Source organism: Klebsiella sp. 1SOBk10mer (assembly GCF_046602535.1).
Taxonomy (GTDB): Bacteria; Pseudomonadota; Gammaproteobacteria; order Enterobacterales; family Enterobacteriaceae; genus Klebsiella; species Klebsiella quasipneumoniae.
This window is the reverse complement of sequence record NZ_JBKIUP010000002.1, coordinates 716,431-732,641: the sequence shown is the minus strand read 5'-3', so window position 1 is coordinate 732,641 and position 16,211 is coordinate 716,431. Positions and strand designations below refer to the sequence as shown.

Genomic DNA, 16,211 nt, shown 5'->3' with positions numbered 1-16,211 from the left:
AACCAGCGCCGGACGGTTCCCTCTCCCCCCGGAGAGGGTTAGGGTGAGGGAACATCGTAATGACTCAGACCTCACTCCACCGCAAACGCTCTATCCAGCCGACTGTAGCCCAGGCCATTTATCTTCTTCACTTTGATCTGCACCGGAATGCGATCTTTCATCGCCTCCACGTGGCTGATCACCCCGATAATCTTGCCGCTGGCGTTGAGGGCATCCAGCGCGTCCAGCGCCGTGTCCAGCGTTTCGCTGTCGAGGGTGCCGAAGCCCTCATCAAGAAACAGAGAGTCAATCCGCGTCTTATGGCTCACCAGGTCTGACAGCGCCAGGGCCAGCGCCAGGCTGACGAGGAAACTTTCGCCGCCGGAGAGGGTGCGGGTGTCGCGCACGGCGTCGGCCTGCCAGGTATCGACCACCTCCAGCTCCAGCGCTTCGCTGGCTTTGCGCTGCAGCAGATAGCGCCCGTGCAGGCGGTTAAGCTGCTGGTTTGCCAGCCAGACCAGATTATCCAGCGTCAGCCCCTGGGCGAATTTGCGGAACCGATCGCCGGTGCTGGAGCCGATCAGCGAGTTGAGATAGCCCCAGTCATCCGCCAGCTGCGCCGCCTCTGCAATCTGCCGCCCCAGCGCCTGCTGATGCTGACGGCTCTCTGCGTCCTGCCTGAGCTGCTGACGGATCTCGCCCTGGCGGGTGGTGTTGTCCCGCAGCCGCTGGGCCAGGTCGTGCAGCTGAGTTTGCAGGGCGGGGATGTCCGCGTCCGTCCCTTGCGGACGCAGCGCCAGGTGCGCCTGCTGCTGCCGGGTCGCCTGCTCGCAGAGCGCCGTCGCCTGCTGAAGCTGCTGCTCCAGCGTCTGTTTTAACTGCGTCAGCCGCTGGGCGGTCTCGTCGTCCAGCAGCGCGGCGAGGAACGCCTGCCGATCGTTAAAGCGGCTGGCGGCCAGGGCGGCGGTAAATTGCGCCTGCGACTGGTCCAGGCGCGCCTTCTCTTCGGTCTCCAGCTGCTGCTGGGCGACAAGCTGGCTGTGCAACGCCAGGCACTCTTCGTGGATCGCGCGCCAGTTGTCGGGGATCGCCGGTTCCGCTTCAGCTTCAGCCTCTGCTTCGTCGCTGGCTGGCAACGTCTCCAGCAGCGGCTGCAGGGCGGCAATCTGCTCCTGAATGGCGCCATGCCGGGTCTGTTGCGCCTGCCACTGGGAAAATTCGCTTTCGCGAGCGTTCAGCCAGGCGGATTCTGTCCCTTCTTCCGGTAGGGTCAGCGTCAGGGCCTGCAGGGCGCTCTCCAGCCCCTGGCGCGTGGCCGTCAGCTGCTGCAGAGCCTGGCGCTCCAGCGCCTCCTGATCGTTGAGCTGGCTCTGCAGCATCAGGCGCTGGCTGAGCTGGTAGAGCTGTTGCTCGTAGCGCTCCTGCTCCTGGATCCAGTCGTTTATCTCTTGCGCAATATCCCGCGTGACCTGCAGAGAGGCGCAGGTTTCCTGCCATGCTTTAGTGAGCGCTTGCTCTTCCTCAGCGAGCCGCCCGGCCGCTTCGGTCTCACGCTGGAGCTGCTGCGTCAGGGCGTTGACCTGCCCGAGGATCAGCAGACCTTCTTCTTTTAGCGCGGCGACCTCTTTTTCCAGCGCATCGCGGCGGCGCTGATTATCCGTGACTGTTAGCGAGGCGTATTGCTCAATCGCCGGATGTTCACAGGAGCCGCACAGCGGGCAGGGCTTACCCGCCTCAAGCCGGGCGCGGTAATCTTCCAGATCTTTAATCGTTTCTTCCCGCTGGCAGAGCGCTTTCAGGTCGAGATAGTGCTGGTTTTTGTCTTTGTACTGCGCCCGGCGTTGCGCCAGGGTAGCGTTGAGTTTTGCCTGCTCCGCCTGCGCCTGCTGTACGCTTTCGGCGTTCTGGCGCAGACGCTTGCGCAGCAGCTGATGCTGTTCATGCAGGGAGAGCAGCCGCTGGCGCAGCGGTCGCGACTGGGTTTGCTGCGCTATCGCCGCCGCAACGTCATCGGCGCTCAGCGACAGAGGACTGGCTGGCAGCGCGGTCAGCTTCTGGCGCAGCGCGGCCAGGCGGCTGGTCTGGGCCGTCAGCTGCTGTTTATCCCGCGTTAGCTGCGAAAATTGCGCCCGCCAGCCGGCAATCTCCTGGCCCCACAAGCGGAATCGCTCATGGGCCGCCAGCCACTGCGCCAGATCGGTCAGTTCAGCCTGCCGCTGCTGCTGGGCGTGCAGGGCGCTGCGGCGGATGCGCGCGCGCAGCGCCGTGCTGGCAAGTAAGCGAGCATTTACTTCATTGATTCGCTGGCGGGTTTGCTCCAGGCCTGCCGCGTGCTCCTGATGGCGCTCCCACAGGGGGCGCAGCTTGGCGGCGGGCTGGGCCAGCTCAAGCTTCGCCAGCGCCGGCGCGGCGTCGGTCAGCGCCTGGCGGGCCTGCTCCTGGCCGCTGACCGCCTGCTGCTGCTGCTGCGCCAGCTCGTCGCGGCGCGTTAGCCACTGGAGCTGCTGCTGCTGGTTTTGCTGCTGCGCCAGCAGGCCTTTCTCTTCGTCAGTAAGCACCTGCAAACTTTCCTGCAGCGCCTGCTGCTGGGCCTCCGTCAGCAGGACGATGCCCGCCGCCTGGGCTTCGAACTTCTCCAGCGTATGGCGAGCGGTTTTGTGCTGCTCATAGACCATCGCCGAAATCTGACCGTAGATTTCCGTGCCGGTCAGCTCCTCCAGCAGCTCCGCGCGATCGCTCGGCTTCGCGTTCAGGAAGGCGGCAAATTGTCCCTGGGAGAGCAGCATCGAGCGGGTGAAGCGGCCATAGTCGAGGCCGGTGAGCGTCGCGGTTTGCTCCAGCTTATCCGAGACCTTATCGGCGAGGATTTTGCCGTCGGCGCAGCGCGCCAGCTCGACGCGGGGCGCCTGCAGGTTGCCATCCGGCTGGTTACGCGCCCGGTTCTGGCTCCAGAAGGCGCGGTAGGCGATGCCCTTCACTTCAAACTCCACCTCCGCCAGACACTCGGCGGTATCGCGGGTCATCAGGTCGTTTTGCGACTGGGAGACTTTATTCAGGCGCGGCGTCTCATGATAGAGCGCCAGGCAAATGGCGTCGAGCAGGGTGGTTTTCCCGGCGCCGGTGGCGCCGGTAATGGCGAACAGGCCGTTGCTGGCGAACGGCTCGGCGGTAAAGTCTATCTTCCATTCCCCTTTCAGGGAGTTGAGGTTTTTCAGACGCAGACTGAGGATTTTCATGCGTTTTCGTCCTCCGCGGTGAGCGTATGCAGCGTATGGGCGAACAGCTCGTGCAGCCGGGCGCGCTTCTCATTGTCAATCTCGGTCAGCGCCAGCCGGCGCTCGAACACCTCTTCCACCTTCAGTTCGCTGAGGGTCTCCCGCTGGGCGTTGAGCAGTATTTTCTCGCGCTGCTCGCGGCTGCGGCGCACCAGCAATACTTCCACCGGCAGATCCTCCGTCAGCGCCTGAATTTGACGCTGAATATCGTGCAGGTACTCCTCGGTGGTGATTTCGATATCCAGCCACACCGGCGGGTCCTGTTCAACGCCGCGCCACTGCTCCAGCTGGGCGGTGATACCGGCCAGATCGCCTTTGATGATCGCCAGCGGCTGGGTGACGGGCACCTCGAGGGTTTCCACGGCGCTGAGTCGCCCATCGCTAAAGCTCACCAGATGCACCGATTTCGCTTTGCCGGTTTCATCAAAGCTCAGCGGCAGCGGCGAGCCGCTGTAGCGGATGTGCTCGCAGCCGCCGACCACCTGCGCCCGGTGAATATGGCCAAGCGCAATGTAGTCGGCAGGGGGGAAGTGCTGCGCCGGGAAGGCATCCAGCGTGCCGATATAAATGTCGCGAACGGCATCGCTTTTGCTGGCGCCGACGGTGGTCAGATGGCCGCTGGCAATGACGGGCAGCGGGCGATCGCCGCGCAGCGCGCAGGCCTGCTGATACTGTTCCTGATAATAGTCGCTGATGGCGTGCAGCAGCTGCTGCTGTTTTTCCCGACCGGAGTGGCCGGCCTGGCTGATGACCAGCTCGCGCGGGCGTAAAAACGGCACCGGGCAGAAGATAGCCCCAGGGGTGCCGTCGCGCCGCGGCAGCTCAATGGGCGGGCAGCCGGCGTTCGCCACGACGGTGGTGTGTAAAAAGGCGAGGATATCGCGGGATTCATTGAGCATCGCCACCGAATCGTGGTTGCCCGCCAGCACCACCAGGCGACAGCCGGTCTGCTGCAACTGGACGACAAAGCGGTTATACAGTTCGCGAGCGTAGCTCGGCGGCGATCCGGTATCAAAAATATCGCCGGCCACGATGATGGCGTCGACTTCATGCTCCTGCGCGCGGGCCAGCAGCCAGCTCAGGAAGGCGTCATGTTCGGCCGCACGGCTTTTGCTGTAAAAATTCTGGCCCAGGTGCCAGTCGGAGGTGTGAAGGATGCGCATAAATCTTCCCTAGCGAAAAAAGCATGAGCGGCAGTATATCATTTGTCGGAGAGGGGTAAGTCCGCGTCATGCTTCAAAATACCCGATCATCAGACGGTCATTTTTTTCATAAATCTGTCACAAAAGTGACGCATAATGACGCCGCACTTCTATACTGATGGCTAAAAAACACAGGGTAAATAATGGCGAGAAGAATTCTGGTCGTTGAAGATGAAGCTCCAATCCGCGAAATGGTCTGCTTTGTTCTGGAGCAAAATGGCTTTCAGCCTGTCGAAGCGGAAGATTATGACAGCGCGGTGAATCAACTCAATGAACCCTGGCCTGATTTGATTCTCCTTGACTGGATGCTGCCGGGCGGTTCGGGGCTGCAGTTTATTAAGCTGCTCAAGCGCGAGGCGATGACCCGTGATATTCCGGTGGTGATGCTGACCGCGCGCGGAGAAGAAGAGGATCGCGTTCGCGGCCTGGAGACCGGGGCGGACGACTACATTACCAAGCCTTTCTCACCGAAGGAGCTGGTGGCGAGAATCAAAGCGGTGATGCGCCGTATTTCGCCGATGGCGGTGGAAGAGGTGATTGAAATGCAGGGGCTGAGCCTCGATCCCTCATCGCACCGGGTGATGACCGGCGAAAGTCCGCTGGACATGGGGCCAACGGAATTTAAATTATTGCATTTCTTTATGACCCATCCGGAGCGGGTGTACAGCCGCGAGCAGCTGCTGAACCACGTTTGGGGAACCAACGTCTATGTGGAAGACCGCACGGTGGACGTCCATATTCGTCGCCTGCGCAAAGCGCTGGAACACAGTGGCCATGATCGGATGGTGCAAACGGTTCGCGGCACGGGGTATCGTTTCTCCGCCCGTTTCTGAATTTTGACAGGAGTGTGACCCGTGCTGGAACGGCTGTCATGGAAAAGGCTGGCGCTGGAGCTCTTTTTAGCGTGTATTCCGGCCCTGATTCTGGGGGCGTTTGTGGGTCATTTGCCGTGGTTTTTACTGGCGGCAGTGACCGGTTTGCTGATCTGGCATTTCTGGAATTTGATGCGCCTGTCGTGGTGGCTGTGGGTGGACCGGAGCATGACCCCTCCGCCCGGCCGCGGCAGCTGGGAGCCGCTGCTGTATGGTCTGCACCAGATGCAGATGCGTAATAAAAAGCGTCGACGTGAGCTGGGAAGCCTGATTAAACGCTTCCGCAGTGGAGCGGAATCGTTGCCGGACGCGGTGGTCCTGACCACGGAGGAGGGAGCCATTTTCTGGTGTAATGGCCTGGCGCAGCAGATTTTAAACCTGCGCTGGCCGGACGACAGTGGGCAAAACATTCTTAACCTTCTGCGCTATCCTGAATTCGCCACCTACCTGAAACAGCGTGATTTTTCAAAACCGCTCAATCTGGTGCTGAATAATGCCCGTCATCTGGAAATTCGCGTGATGCCCTACAGCGACAAGCAGTGGCTAATGGTGGCGCGCGACGTGACGCAGATGCATCAACTGGAAGGGGCGCGGCGTAACTTCTTCGCTAACGTCAGCCATGAGCTGCGCACCCCGCTGACGGTGCTGCAGGGCTATCTGGAGATGATGCAGGAGCAGGTGCTGGAAGGGGCGACCCGTGAAAAGGCCCTGCACACCATGCGTGAGCAAACCCAGCGTATGGAGGGGCTGGTGAAGCAGCTGCTCACGCTGTCGCGTATTGAAGCCGCGCCGGCGCTGGCGATGAATGACCGCATCGACGTGCCGATGATGCTGCGGGTGGTGGAGCGCGAGGCGCAGACCCTCAGCCAGGATAAGCAGACGCTGTTTTTTACCGTCGATGAGCAGCTCAAGGTGCTGGGCAACGAGGAGCAGCTGCGCAGCGCCATTTCTAACCTGGTTTATAACGCGGTGAACCACACCCCGCCGGGCACTGAAATTCGCGTCAGCTGGCAGCGAACGCCGCAGGGGGCGCTGTTCAGCGTCGAAGATAATGGGCCAGGCATTGCCCCGGAGCATATTCCTCGTCTGACCGAGCGTTTCTATCGGGTGGATAAAGCCCGCTCCCGGCAAACGGGGGGCAGCGGCCTGGGGCTGGCGATTGTCAAACACGCGGTTAACCATCATGACAGCCGACTGGAAATAGAGAGTACGGTGGGCAAGGGAACCCGTTTTAGCTTCCTGCTCCCGGAACGATTAATTGCCAGAAACGACACCTGAGCGGCGCACTGTCAGCTTATCTTGCCAATGACCAGCTTCGGCTGGTCATTTTCATTGGCAGTCATTTTCCCCTCGCCTATTTAATGAACGTGCGCTGCTTTTTTGTTCGCATGATAAGCCACGGGTTTTCCATCAATATGGTAAATGATTCTGGTGTGAAAAGGATAACCAGCATAATCATCTGCTTTTGCGATCGTGCCTTGCTTTAAAACGTTATAAGCGTTTAAATTGCGCCTGCGCAGTCGATGACAGACTGCTTTTGCGTGGTAATACCAAAAACAATTCTTTCCCACGCCGCTTCGGGAGCATATCTCGCTGAGTTTACCGGCAATCGCCGCTGTATCGTCCCTGAGAGGGTAGCGCGGTATTTTTCCATTTTTTTACAACACCACATCCACAGGCAGTAATGAATTTATGACCCATCAGTTAAAATCTCGCGACATCATAGCGTTGGGCTTTATGACCTTCGCGTTGTTCGTTGGCGCAGGCAATATTATTTTCCCTCCGATGGTTGGCTTACAGGCGGGCGAGCACGTCTGGACGGCGGCGATCGGCTTCCTGATCACTGCGGTGGGTCTGCCGGTGCTGACGGTGGTGGCGCTGGCGAAAGTCGGCGGCGGCGTTGAAAGCCTGAGCACCCCGATTGGTAAAGTGGCGGGTATCCTGCTGGCGGTGGTGTGTTATCTCGCGGTAGGACCGCTGTTCGCGACCCCGCGCACCGCGACCGTCTCTTTTGAGGTCGGGATTGCGCCGCTGACCGGCGACGGCCCGCTGCCGCTGCTGATCTACAGCGTTATCTACTTCGCGCTGGTGATCCTGGTCTCACTCTATCCGGGCAAACTGCTGGATACGGTGGGAAATTTCCTTGCGCCGTTGAAAATTATCGCCCTGATTGTGCTGGCGGTCGCCGCGGTTGTCTGGCCGGCGGGCCCGATCAGCGACGCGATGGAAGCGTATCGTACCGCGCCATTCTCCAATGGCTTCGTCAACGGCTACCTGACCATGGACACCCTCGGCGCGATGGTGTTCGGGATCGTGATTGTCAATGCCGCACGCTCCCGCGGCGTCAGCGAAGCGCGTTTGTTGACCCGCTACACCGTCTGGGCGGGCCTGATGGCAGGCGTCGGTCTGACCCTGCTGTATCTGGCGCTGTTCCGTCTGGGCTCTGATAGCGCCACCCTCGTGGACCAGTCCGCTAACGGCGCGGCAATCCTCCACGCTTACGTGCAGCATACCTTCGGCGGGGCGGGCAGCTTCCTGCTGGCAGCGCTGATCTTCATCGCCTGCCTGGTGACGGCGGTGGGTCTGACCTGCGCCTGCGCTGAGTTCTTTGCCCAGTATCTGCCGTTCTCCTATCGCACGCTGGTCTTCATCCTCGGCCTGTTCTCGATGGCGGTCTCCAACCTTGGTCTGAGCCACCTGATTCAGGTGTCGATTCCGGTGTTGACCGCTATCTATCCGCCGTGTATCGCACTGGTTGTATTAAGCTTTACCCGCAGTTGGTGGCATAATTCGTCACGTGTTATCGCGCCGGCCATGTTTATCAGTCTGATGTTTGGTATCATTGACGGGATTAAGTCATCGGCGTTTGCCGCTATCCTGCCGGCCTGGACCGCGCGTCTGCCGCTGGCGGAGCAAGGTCTGGCCTGGCTGATGCCGACCGCCGTGATGGCAATCCTCGCGGTGATCTGGGACCGTGCCGCCGGACGTCAGGTGACCTCCAGCGCGCACTAACCGGCGTTGAGGACAAGCGTTTAACCACGGGACTTCGGGTTCCGTGGTTTTTTATTTTTTGTGTTAAACGGCATTGAAAAACCACGATGGAAAGTAGTAACAAGCTTAAGCGCGGGCTAAGCACCCGGCACATCCGCTTTATGGCCCTGGGTTCCGCCATCGGCACCGGGCTTTTTTACGGTTCAGCCGACGCGATTAAAATGGCCGGACCCAGCGTACTGTTGGCCTACATTATCGGCGGCGTCGCGGCATATATCATTATGCGCGCGCTCGGTGAGATGTCGGTGCATAACCCTTCCGCCAGCTCATTCTCTCGCTATGCTCAGGAAAACCTCGGCGGACTGGCGGGCTATATCACCGGCTGGACCTACTGCTTTGAAATCCTGATCGTCGCCATCGCCGACGTCACCGCCTTCGGTATCTACATGGGCGTCTGGTTCCCGACGGTGCCGCACTGGATCTGGGTGCTCAGCGTGGTGCTCATCATCTGCGCCGTCAACCTGATGAGCGTCAAGGTGTTTGGCGAGCTGGAGTTCTGGTTCTCGTTCTTCAAAGTGGCCACCATCATCATTATGATCCTCGCCGGGTTCGGCATCATTATCTGGGGGATCGGCAACGGCGGCCAGCCGACGGGCATTCATAACCTCTGGAGCAACGGCGGCTTCTTCAGCAACGGTTGGCTGGGAATGGTGATGTCGCTGCAGATGGTGATGTTCGCCTACGGTGGTATCGAAATCATCGGCATTACCGCCGGTGAGGCGAAAGATCCGGAGAAATCCATTCCACGCGCTATCAACTCGGTGCCGATGCGCATTCTGGTGTTCTATGTCGGCACGCTGTTTGTCATTATGTCTATCTATCCGTGGAACCAGGTGGGTACCGACGGCAGCCCCTTTGTCCTGACCTTCCAGCATCTGGGCATTACCTTCGCGGCCAGCATTCTTAACTTCGTGGTCCTGACGGCCTCGCTGTCGGCGATTAACTCCGACGTGTTCGGCGTGGGCCGTATGCTGCACGGCATGGCCGAGCAGGGGAGCGCGCCGAAGGTGTTCGCTAAAACCTCGCGTCGCGGTATTCCGTGGGTGACGGTGATGGTGATGACCATTGCGCTGCTGTTTGCGGTATACCTCAATTACATCATGCCGGAAAACGTCTTCCTGGTGATCGCCTCGCTGGCCACCTTCGCCACCGTGTGGGTTTGGATTATGATCCTGCTGTCGCAGATTGCCTTCCGCCGCCGTCTGTCGCCGGAGGAGGTCAAAGCCCTGAAATTCAAAGTCCCCGGCGGGGTGGCGACCACGGTTGTCGGCTTGGTGTTCCTGGCGTTTATTATCGCCCTGATCGGCTATCATCCGGACACCCGCATCTCGCTGTACGTCGGTATGGCGTGGGTTGCGCTGCTGCTGCTGGGCTGGGTCTTTAAGACCCGTCGTGAGCGCCGCCTGGCGCAGGCACAGTAATCAACATCGCCCCGGTCAGCATCGCGCGACCGGGGCGGCTTGCCGACCCGCGTCCTCCCCCGTTATCCTCCCCCAAAAAATCCTGTGACGATGAGTTCTGCGCCTGACGGCTATGGCAAGGTGTGCCCATTCTGCACAATGAGGATTCACGATGTTGAAGGCATGGCACCTTCCGGTTGCACCCTTTATCAAGGTGCAACAGGACCGACTGTTTATTACCCTGTGGTTGAGCGGTGAGTCGCTGCCGCAGCGGATCACGCTGCGCGCGGAAGAAGATAACGAAGAGCTGTCGCTGCCGATGCAGCGCCTCCGCCAGGCGCCGAGGCCGGGTGTAGTGGCATGGCGCGGTGAAATCCATCTCGCCAGCGGTCAGCCGCGCCGCCGCTACAGCTTTAAGCTACTGTGGGCCGACCATCAGCGCTGGTTTACGCCGCAGGGCTTCAGCCGTTTCCCGCCGGCCAGGCTGGAGCAGTTCGCCGTCGACCTGCCGGACGCCGGCCCGCAGTGGGTGGCCGATCAGGTTTTCTACCAGATTTTCCCCGATCGCTTTGCCCGCAGCGCTGCGCGTGACGCCGAACAGGATGCGGTCTATTACCATCACGCGGCGGGACGGGAGATTGTGCGCAAGGCGTGGGACGAACCGCTTACCGGCGAGGCGGGCGGGTCGACGTTCTACGGCGGGGATCTCGACGGCATCAGCGAAAAACTGCCTTACCTGAAGCAGCTCGGCGTCACCGCCCTGTATCTGAACCCGGTCTTCGCCGCCCCCAGCGTGCATAAATACGACACCGAGGATTATCGGCGCGTCGATCCGCAGTTTGGCGGCGACGCGGCGCTGCTCCGCTTGCGCCACAACACCCAGCGGGCGGGGATGCGCATGATCCTCGACGGCGTGTTCAACCATACCGGCGATTCCCATCCCTGGTTCGATCGCCACCAGCAGGGCAGCGGCGGCGCCGGCCACCATCCGGACTCCCCGTGGCGCGACTGGTTTACCTTCTCCGGGGAGGGGCAGGCGCACAACTGGCTGGGCTATGCCAGTCTGCCGAAGCTCGACTATCGGTCGACCAGCCTGGTCAACGAGATCTATGCCGGCGAGGACAGCATCGTACGCCACTGGCTGAAGGCGCCGTGGAGTATGGACGGCTGGCGTCTGGACGTGGTGCATATGCTCGGCGAAGGCGGCGGGGCGCGGAATAACCTGCGGCATATCGCCGGCATCACCCAGGCGGCGAAACAAACGCAGCCGGAAGCCTTTGTCTTTGGCGAACATTTTGGCGACGCGCGCCAGTGGCTGCAGGCGGATGCCGAAGATGCGGCAATGAACTACCGCGGCTTCACCTTCCCGATCTGGGGATTCCTCGCCAATACCGATATCTCTTACGATCCGCAGAAGATAGACGCCCAGACCTGTATGGCGTGGATGGATAATTATCGCGCCGGGCTGTCGCATCAGCAGCAGCTGCGGATGTTCAACCAGCTCGACAGCCATGATACGGCGCGTTTTAAATCTCTCCTTGGCAAAGACGTAGCGCGTCTGCCGCTGGCGGTGGTGTGGCTGTTCAGCTGGCCCGGGGTACCGTGTATCTACTACGGCGATGAGGTGGGCGTAGATGGCAATAACGATCCGTTCTGCCGCAAACCGTTCCCGTGGGATCCGGCGCTGCAGGATACCCAGCTGCTGGCGCTGTATCAGCGAATGGCGAAACTGCGTAAAGCCCACCAGGCGCTGCGCTACGGCGGCTGCCAGGTGATTTACGCCGAGGATAACGTGGTGGTGTTTGTCCGCGTCTACAAACAGCAGCGGGTACTGGTGGCGATTAACCGCGGCGAAGCCTGCGAAGTGGTTATCGAGGATTCGCCGCTGTTGGACGTGGGAGCCTGGACGCTGCAGGAGGGCGCCGGCGCCTTCCATGACGGGGTACTGACGCTCCCGGCTATCTCCGCCTGCGTCTGGTCCGGTCGTTAACGATAGAGCTGGCTCAGCAGGTCGTCGCGGAGGAGCGCCTCCCGCCACCAGCGCTGAGCCAGCCCGTCATTCCCGCTGCGCCAGGCCATGTAGGTGATATCTTTTTCCCGCCAGCCGGCGACGCTTTTCTCCACCAGACAGCCTTTTTCCAGCCACGGGCGGGCGATATGACGCGGCAGAAAGCCGCAGCCCAGCCCGGCGCACAGCAGTTCGACTTTGCTGGCGAAATCATCGACGCCGATTTGCGGCTGTTCATCAAGCAGATTGCTGTTCAGCGGATGGCAATAGCGGGCGCTGTCGCGGATCACCACCGCCCGGTGCTGGCTGAGCTGCTTATTGCTGAGCGGCGTTTCCGCTCCGGCCAGCGGGTGGGCCGGGGCGACCACGAAAATGTTATCCAGCGCGCCGAGGGTTTGCCATGACCACTCGGCAGAGGTGGGCGGCTCATTGATGGCGCCGAGGATAATATCCGCGCCATGGTGGGTCAGCTCTTCCCATGAACCGGCGAGGGTGTGATGACTGAAGTTCAGCCGGGTCTGCGGGTTTTGCGCGTAGAACTCGGCGATCAGCGGCAGCAGGGCCGAAAAGGGAAACGAGGCGTCGAGGGCGATCGCCAGCTCTCGCTCCCAGCCCGCGCTCAGCTGCTGGGCCTGCTTTTCCAGATCTCTGGCGGCGCTTAAAAGCTGTCGCCCCTTCTCCAGCATCAGCCTCCCGGTATCAGTAAATTTTGCCCGATGGCCGGAACGATCCAACAAGACGATCTCCAGATCGCTCTCCAGCTTCTGGATCATATAGCTCAGAGCGGCGGGGGTTTTATACAGCGACTCTGCGGCGGTGGCGAAGGATCCGTGTCGGTCCAGCGCATCAAGGATCATCAGAACATCAAAGTTTACGCGCATCAGGAGTTTCCATTCATTAATTTCCCCTTGTTGTACCTAAGCGCAATAATCAATGCCAGTGAATAAATCAGAACAGTTTGCCGTAAAATTTTGATGAACGCTGGCATGAGTAAATACTAACCGCTGACAAAATATAAACCACAAAAAAACTTTAATAACTTGTTAGAAATAACTGGCTATACTCACCATGCTTTATCAGTCAGGATCTACACGACGCATTAACCATCATGTCATCTTTTTAACTAATTGATTAAGAAGGTATTTAATGTCTATTCGTGAACTGCTCGATCCCACTAATTCCGCCCTTATCTTTATTGATCATCAGCCACAGATGTCATTTGGCGTGGCGAATATCGATCGCCAGACCCTCAAAAATAACACCGTGGCGCTGGCTAAAGCCGGCAAAATTTTTAATGTACCGGTGATTTACACTTCCGTAGAGACCAAAAGCTTCAGCGGTTATATTTGGCCGGAATTATTGGCCGTGCATCCTGACGTCAAGCCGATTGAGCGTACTTCAATGAACTCCTGGGAAGACGATGCCTTCGTCGCGGCGGTGAAAGCGACCGGCCGTAAAAAGCTGGTGATCTCCGCTCTGTGGACCGAAGTTTGCCTGACGTTTCCGGCGCTGATGGCCCTGGAGGCGGGATACGAAGTGTATGTGGTCACCGATACCTCCGGCGGTACCTCTGTCGACGCCCATGAGCGCTCCATTGACCGGATGGTGCAGGCGGGCGCGGTGCCGGTGACCTGGCAGCAGGTGCTGCTGGAGTACCAGCGCGACTGGTCGCGCAAAGCGACTTACGATGCGGTGATGGACCTGGTGCGCGAACACAGCGGCGCCTACGGGATGGGCGTGGATTACGCTTATACCATGGTGCATGGCGCGCCAGAGCGTAAAGCTTAAATACACTTCACCCTTCAGGCTGCCTCTTTGTTAGCTGGGTTTGCCCGCCCCGGTCACTGACTGATGTCAGCTCCCGGGACGTGCCGGCTTGCCGCCTCGACGCAGCATGAATGACGTTGTGTATGGTCATCTATGGCTAATGGCGAGAATCATCCTGCCATTCCCCTGAAGCAAGGAATCTTTATGGCGCAGCAAAAATCGGTGACCCTGGTCATCAGCCATCTGCTCGATCCGCAACACGGCCAGCGCTACGAAGAGTGGCTCGGCAAAATCATGCCCATCGCGGCTGAGTTTCCCGGCCATCTCGGGGCGAATGTGATCCGGCCCGCCGCAGGGCAGAATCTGTGGAGCGTGATTATCCGCTTCGACACCCTGGAGCATCTCTATGCCTGGACGCAGTCGGAAACCCGTCGTCAGCTGGTGGCGGAAATTGCCCCGCTGCTGACGGAGGGCGATCGGACGGAGGTGCGGACCGAACCGGCCTTCTGGTTTACCCCGCCGGTCGCGAATGTGCGCCAGCCGCGGCGCTGGAAACAGTTTCTGATCACCCTGCTGGTGATTTTCCCCAGCACCAACCTGGTGCCGACGGTGACCGGCATGCTGTTGCCGTCGCTTAAGGGGAGCCTGCTGCTGCACCTGATCAATGATGCCTGCGTGGTTGCGCTGGTGGTCTGGTTCTGGATGCCAATCGTGACCCGCCTGTTTGCTGGCTGGTTGAAGAAAAACTGAGTCAGCCTCCCCAAGGAGTGTGTTATGTCGCAAACTGCCACACTGATTCTGACCCACGGCCAGATTCATACCCTCGATCGTGCGAATCCGCTGGCGGAAGCCGTGGCCATCGCCGACGGAAAAATTGTTGCCACCGGAAGCCACGATCGGATCATGAGCTTTGCCGCCGAGGGAACGCAGATCGTCGATCTCAAAGGGCATACGGTGATCCCGGGCCTCAACGATTCTCACCTGCATCTGATCCGCGGAGGGTTGAACTACAACCTTGAGCTCCGCTGGGAGGGCGTGCCCTCTCTGGCCGATGCCCTGCGAATGCTTAAGGATCAGGCGGATCGCACACCGTCGCCGCAGTGGGTGCGGGTGGTCGGCGGCTGGAGCGAATTTCAGTTCGCCGAACGACGGATGCCGACCCTGGAAGAGCTAAACGACGCGGCGCCCGATACGCCAGTGTTTGTGCTACATCTCTACGATCGCGCACTGCTGAACCGCGCGGCGCTGAAAGCCGTGGGGTATACCAAAGAGACGCCGGATCCGGTGGGCGGAGAGATCGTCCGCGATAGCCACGGCAACCCGACCGGGATGCTGATTGCCAAACCAAACGCCATGATCCTCTACGCCACCCTGGCCAAAGGGCCGAAGCTGCCGCTGGATCTGCAGGTGAACTCCACCCGTCAGTTTATGCGCGAGCTGAACCGACTGGGGCTGACCAGCGCCATCGACGCCGGGGGCGGTTTCCAGAACTACCCGGAAGATTACGAAATTATCGAGCAGCTGCACGCAAAAGATCAGATGACCGTGCGCATCGCCTACAACCTGTTTACCCAGCGACCGAAGCAGGAGCTGGAGGACTTCGAGCGCTGGACCGATATGCTGAAGCCGGGGCAGGGAACCGATTTCTATCGCGCCAACGGCGCCGGCGAGATGCTGGTGTTTTCGGCGGCGGATTTTGAAGATTTCCTGCAGCCGCGGCCGGATTTGCCGCAAGGCATGGAAGATGAGCTGGAGCGGGTGGTGCGCCATCTGGTGGAACATCGCTGGCCGTTCCGCCTGCATGCCACCTACGACGAGTCCATCAGCCGGATGCTGGACGTGTTTGAGAAGGTGAACCGTGACATTCCGTTTAATGGCCTGCACTGGTTCTTCGATCATGCCGAGACCATTACCGAGCGCAACATTGAGCGGGTGAAGGCGCTGGGGGGCGGCATTGCGGTGCAGCACCGGATGGCCTTCCAGGGCGAATATTTTGTCGATCGCTACGGCAAAGAGGCGGTGAAACATACGCCGCCGGTAGCGAAAATGCTGGAGCTGGACGTACCGGTAGGGTTAGGGACCGATGCCACCCGCGTCGCCAGCTATAATCCATGGACCGCGCTGTACTGGCTGGTCTCCGGGCGCACCGTTGGCGGGATGGCGATGTATGACGACAACAACCGCCTGCCGCGCGATGTCGCGCTGGAGCTGTGGACGGCGGGCAGCGCCTGGTTCTCCAGCGAGCAGGGTAAAAAGGGCCGTCTGGCCGCCGGTCAGCTTGCCGATCTGGTGGTGCTGTCGAAGGACTATTTCAGCGTCGCGGAAGAGGAGATCAAAGGCATTGAGTCGGTGCTGACGGTGGTTGATGGCAAAGTGGTGTACGCCGCCGGTCACTTCTCGCCGCTGGCGCCGCCGCCGATCCCGGTGCTGCCGGAGTGGTCGCCGGTGGTGAAGGTCCCGGGCCATTACCGTTCCGCTCCGCCAGCGGCGGCCAAAATTGGCGCCATAGTGCAGATGCACCAGTGCTGCGGTAGCTGCGGTGTCCACGGCCATCAGCATGATATCGCGCGAAAATCGTCGATCCCGGTCTCCGACGAGCAGGCCTTCTGGGGCGTGCTGGGTTGCTCCTGCTTTGCCTTCTGATGCCTGACGCCTCC

Annotated in this window: 11 protein-coding genes; 8 read left to right on the top strand and 3 right to left on the bottom strand. The window is 60.2% G+C overall.

Going from position 1 to position 16,211, the window contains the following annotated elements:
- Positions 1-71 precede the first annotated feature (71 nt).
- Both sbcC and sbcD read right to left on the bottom strand, forming a co-directional pair.
- Positions 72-3,215, bottom strand: coding sequence for an exonuclease subunit SbcC (gene sbcC, locus ACLH1I_RS09225; protein ID WP_198079550.1), 3,144 nt, complete (start codon positions 3,213-3,215; stop codon positions 72-74).
- Complete coding sequence (gene sbcD / locus ACLH1I_RS09220; RefSeq protein WP_135731589.1) at positions 3,212-4,417, bottom strand: exonuclease subunit SbcD; 1,206 nt, start codon at positions 4,415-4,417, stop codon at positions 3,212-3,214. The genes sbcC and sbcD overlap by 4 nt, the downstream gene beginning before the upstream one ends.
- 182 nt (positions 4,418-4,599) lie before the next feature.
- Here sbcD and phoB point away from each other — a divergent pair, with 182 nt between their 5' ends.
- The 5 genes from phoB to malZ all read left to right on the top strand — a co-directional run bounded on the left by phoB (position 4,600) and on the right by malZ (position 11,769).
- On the top strand, positions 4,600-5,289 hold the full coding sequence (gene phoB / locus ACLH1I_RS09215; protein ID WP_004204861.1) for a phosphate response regulator transcription factor PhoB: 690 nt from the start codon (positions 4,600-4,602) through the stop codon (positions 5,287-5,289).
- A 21-nt stretch (positions 5,290-5,310) separates the two neighbouring features.
- Entirely contained in the window at positions 5,311-6,606 is a 1,296-nt protein-coding gene (gene phoR / locus ACLH1I_RS09210; RefSeq protein WP_017898936.1) for a phosphate regulon sensor histidine kinase PhoR, read from the top strand.
- A 414-nt stretch (positions 6,607-7,020) separates the two neighbouring features.
- Complete coding sequence (gene brnQ, locus ACLH1I_RS09205) at positions 7,021-8,340, top strand: branched-chain amino acid transporter carrier protein BrnQ (protein WP_004204859.1); 1,320 nt, start codon at positions 7,021-7,023, stop codon at positions 8,338-8,340.
- Positions 8,341-8,426: 86 nt separating this feature from the next.
- Positions 8,427-9,800: a proline-specific permease ProY gene (gene proY / locus ACLH1I_RS09200; protein WP_151628466.1), complete on the top strand. Its 1,374-nt coding sequence runs from the start codon at positions 8,427-8,429 to the stop codon at positions 9,798-9,800.
- 151 nt (positions 9,801-9,951) lie between these two features.
- The gene (gene malZ, locus ACLH1I_RS09195; RefSeq protein WP_048294242.1) at positions 9,952-11,769 is read left to right on the top strand and encodes a maltodextrin glucosidase; all 1,818 of its coding nucleotides are present in this window, start codon (positions 9,952-9,954) and stop codon (positions 11,767-11,769) included.
- Here malZ and ACLH1I_RS09190 read toward each other — a convergent pair.
- Complete coding sequence (locus ACLH1I_RS09190) at positions 11,766-12,668, bottom strand: LysR substrate-binding domain-containing protein (RefSeq protein WP_004204855.1); 903 nt, start codon at positions 12,666-12,668, stop codon at positions 11,766-11,768. The genes malZ and ACLH1I_RS09190 overlap by 4 nt on opposite strands.
- Positions 12,669-12,933: 265 nt before the next feature.
- Here ACLH1I_RS09190 and ACLH1I_RS09185 point away from each other — a divergent pair, with 265 nt between their 5' ends.
- The 3 genes from ACLH1I_RS09185 (at position 12,934) to ACLH1I_RS09175 (ending at position 16,197) form a co-directional block, all read left to right on the top strand.
- On the top strand, positions 12,934-13,575 hold the full coding sequence (locus ACLH1I_RS09185) for a hydrolase (RefSeq protein WP_002890357.1): 642 nt from the start codon (positions 12,934-12,936) through the stop codon (positions 13,573-13,575).
- Positions 13,576-13,758: 183 nt separating this feature from the next.
- On the top strand, positions 13,759-14,304 hold the full coding sequence (locus tag ACLH1I_RS09180) for an antibiotic biosynthesis monooxygenase (protein ID WP_004204853.1): 546 nt from the start codon (positions 13,759-13,761) through the stop codon (positions 14,302-14,304).
- A 24-nt stretch (positions 14,305-14,328) separates the two neighbouring features.
- Entirely contained in the window at positions 14,329-16,197 is a 1,869-nt protein-coding gene (locus tag ACLH1I_RS09175; protein ID WP_053810711.1) for an amidohydrolase, read from the top strand.
- Positions 16,198-16,211: the final 14 nt, after the last annotated feature.